We start from the raw sequence: 3,162 nt of genomic DNA on the forward strand, positions 1-3,162 counted from the left end.
TTCCGCATCCATCGCCTTTTTTTGTTTCTCTATTTCTAGAGAATGCTTTTTTAAATCCTTAACGGTATCAACACCAATCGTTTTATCATTTAAAATTCCATCTTTGTAGATGTGTGGTATTTCCTTTTTCAAAAATGTATCTAAATCTTGGTGGAATGTCTTTAAATCTTTTCTTGTTAAAACCTCTTTGGCTGAAACTTTTTCCCGTTGTTTTTTCTCGTCCCAAACAACAGGCATAAAAGCAAAATGCATATGAGGTGTTGTTTCGTCCTTATGTACGTTAGCGGACAATACATTTTTTTCACCGCCATAACGATTCGCTAAAAACTCATAGGTTTTTTCAAAAAATTCACGTTGTTCTTTTTCTGAAGTCCCCTTCAAGTTTTCTGGTAACGTAACAACCCAATCACTACAAACTTTTACATCTTTCCGATTCAAACAATGTACTTCACGTAATCGATCATTCATGCGGGAAAGTGTATCTCCTTCTTTTTCGCATAAATCATAATTTAAATTTGACCGCTCATTATCAATCTCTTGATTCGAATGATTTTCTGTTTTTCTGTCCCAATGAATCGATAATCCTTGTACGCTGCCTTTTGTATATTTTTCTACATGAGCCACAAGTAAGCCCCCCTTTTGGTAATCAGCATAGCACGAAGATTGAGAGAATCCAATAATTTGGTCTAGCACGTTATACCAAATTTCATTTGGACGTGCTCTGCGAGGCTCGTTGGCTTCGCCAAACCATGCCTTGCATGGCAAAAAAACCTCGGACTTTGTCCGAACCTACAAGGGGAACTCTTCCCCTTGACCCCATCAATCGAACTCCCCAACCCCTCAATCCTTGAGGGACTCCCTCGCCGGTTGGCAGGCCAAAACGTTTGACGTTTTGACAGGCCAAGAGGGTGAAGAATCAATTGCACGTGTCAATTCCTTAATGCTCCTTTCATGGATCAGCACAAACCGCTGACCCCTTCCAGTCCGCTTACCATTGACACTTACCGCTAATTTTTCCTTTTCCAACAATCGCTTTGCAAATTACTCCAAACATATGTGTTTCCTATTCGAATGAATATAAGAGTAAAGTACATAATAAATATGAAATATACCTTCAACCTTCAACTGTTACCCCTAAAAAGAACCCTATCCAACATTAGGGTTCTTTTTTCATACCAAGCCAAAAATAAAAAAGGCTTATCCAGTTATATACACATTTTTGTCCCCTGCATACACTACTTATGTACAACTGCCTACTTGATAAATTGCCATACAACAGAGTGATTGAAAGGGGATTTTATGAATTATTCATTTAATAAATCTGATAAATTAATCCCTTTTAAAAAGAACTACGGGTGTTCAAAAACAGCCTGTAGGGACCCTTGTAGTTCAATACCAATAAAAAAGTCAAAATCCTATATAGTGGATTTTGACTTTTTTATTGGTATCCCCCTTGTTTTTGGGTGTGAGTGCTGGCTGGGGGTTTGGGGGCTAGCCCCCAGGAACTTAACGTAATTTTATATGGCATTAGTGAAATTCTTGAACGATAGATCAAGGCGGTTCGGCAGGTACAATTGCTAGTCCAAGTCGTGCAACTTAAATCCTCGTTTTTGGTATGTTCGGCTTGGCGACATGCTCACACCTGCCGAATTTCACTATGCAATAGCAAAAGAGTGGAGATTTTTTGAGTGGTTTTCTCAAAAAATACTACTCGACTATTGCATTGTGGAAAGCCCTCTAAAAAAAATGAAAAAAGAATATATTTAAGGCGATATTTATCGCCTTAAATATATAGAAAAGAGTAAGCAGGGGGTAAAAAGTAGATTTTAAGCTGATATATAGCTATTGAAGGGCATTTTCTTTGGTCTAATTTTTTATACTTTTTGGTCTAATTTTTTATACCTTTTGGTCTATTTTTTTTTGACCTTTTGGTCTAATTATGATAAAATGGAAATATAAAAATATAGGAGAAAGGTGATAATATGCCAAAACAAAAAACTGAAAACGAAATAATATATAACGGTAAAAGTCGATGGAGAAACCTAGATACAGGTGAAATAATAGAAACTGATGAAGTCATAAAGAAAACTCCTAGAAATGGTTTTATGATCACATATTTAACTGCAATCGTTCAATTAATAGATAGTTTAGGTAATAAAAAAATGCAAGTTGTAAAATACATATTAGAAAACATGGACAAATCAACAAATACGTTAATTATAACTACAAGAGAATTGACCGAAAAAAGCAAGGTATCTAGACAAACTGTAATAGACACATTAAAAACACTGGAGCAAGCCCAAATAATTACTAGAAGAACTGGAGCAATAATGATACATCCAAGCCTTGTTCATCGTGGTAAAGATACAAAAGAGAAATACTTACTTGCTAGATTCGAAGATTTTAATAATAATAAGGCTCCAATTAATGCAGTTGAATAAACCGCCCAAGAATTGATTCTAAGGCGGTTTTACCTTTCCATATCATATCCTCGTTGTTTAGTCATTTCGTTTTTATGTTCACGCTCAAAGTAATCCTCTACTTCCCTTCCAACTAGTTCATTCTTAACAAGCCCTCTAAACGTTTTAAATTGCTCTTTAAAGACTTTTTTCGTTTGTTGATATAAAACCTTTACGTTTATCTTCAAATCGTTTATATGAGCTTGTAACGAGCCTATTTTTGTATGTAATTCTTTATTTCTCTCTCTCAACTCCGCATTAATCTGATGAGATGCTTTTAAATTGTTAGACAAGCCCTCTACTTGCAGGTGTAATTTTTTATTTTCTTCCACCAAATCTGTACTTTGCAAACGTTCATAATCCCTTTTGACCATATAGGCAGCGTTCACCATTTTTTGTACTCTTTTCAATTCGTTCGTTCCAATAATCCAATTCCCAGTGTTTTTGGTTATCGTTTCTGTTTTAAATAATCCTTTTTTCACAACCTCTGTTTTTTTCTCTTTCCCTTTTGCATTGATTTTGATTTCTTGTGGTAATTGTTCACTGAGATCTAAAAGCTTTTTCTTTTTACTTTCAAATTCTTTATCTAAAGATTGGATTTTTCTCTCCAAGTCTTTTTCTTTTATCTTTATTTCCGCATCCATCGCCTTTTTTTGTTTCTCTATTTCTAGAGAATGCTTTTTTAAATCCTTAACGGTATCAA

Annotated in this window: 3 protein-coding genes; 1 reads left to right on the top strand and 2 read right to left on the bottom strand. The window is 34.9% G+C overall.

What is annotated here, in order from left to right; translation table 11 throughout:
* The coding region (gene mobV / locus D4B81_RS17605; protein WP_237566090.1) for a MobV family relaxase at positions 1-693 on the bottom strand (693 nt) is incomplete at its 3' end.
* Positions 694-1,982: 1,289 nt separating this feature from the next.
* On the opposite strand from mobV, the gene D4B81_RS17625 reads away from it, so the two are divergent.
* Positions 1,983-2,441 carry a replication/maintenance protein RepL gene (locus tag D4B81_RS17625; protein ID WP_001125937.1) on the top strand — a complete coding sequence of 153 codons (459 nt, stop codon included), beginning with the start codon at positions 1,983-1,985 and terminating at the stop codon, positions 2,439-2,441.
* A gap of 29 nt (positions 2,442-2,470) precedes the next feature.
* Here the strand turns inward: D4B81_RS17625 and D4B81_RS17630 are convergent.
* A partial coding sequence (locus D4B81_RS17630; protein ID WP_474100193.1) for a hypothetical protein occupies positions 2,471-3,162 on the bottom strand: 692 nt, incomplete at its 5' end.

It is taken from the genome of Ornithinimicrobium cerasi (genome assembly GCF_003702705.1).
Classification (GTDB): Bacteria; Actinomycetota; Actinomycetes; order Actinomycetales; family Dermatophilaceae; genus Ornithinicoccus; species Ornithinicoccus cerasi.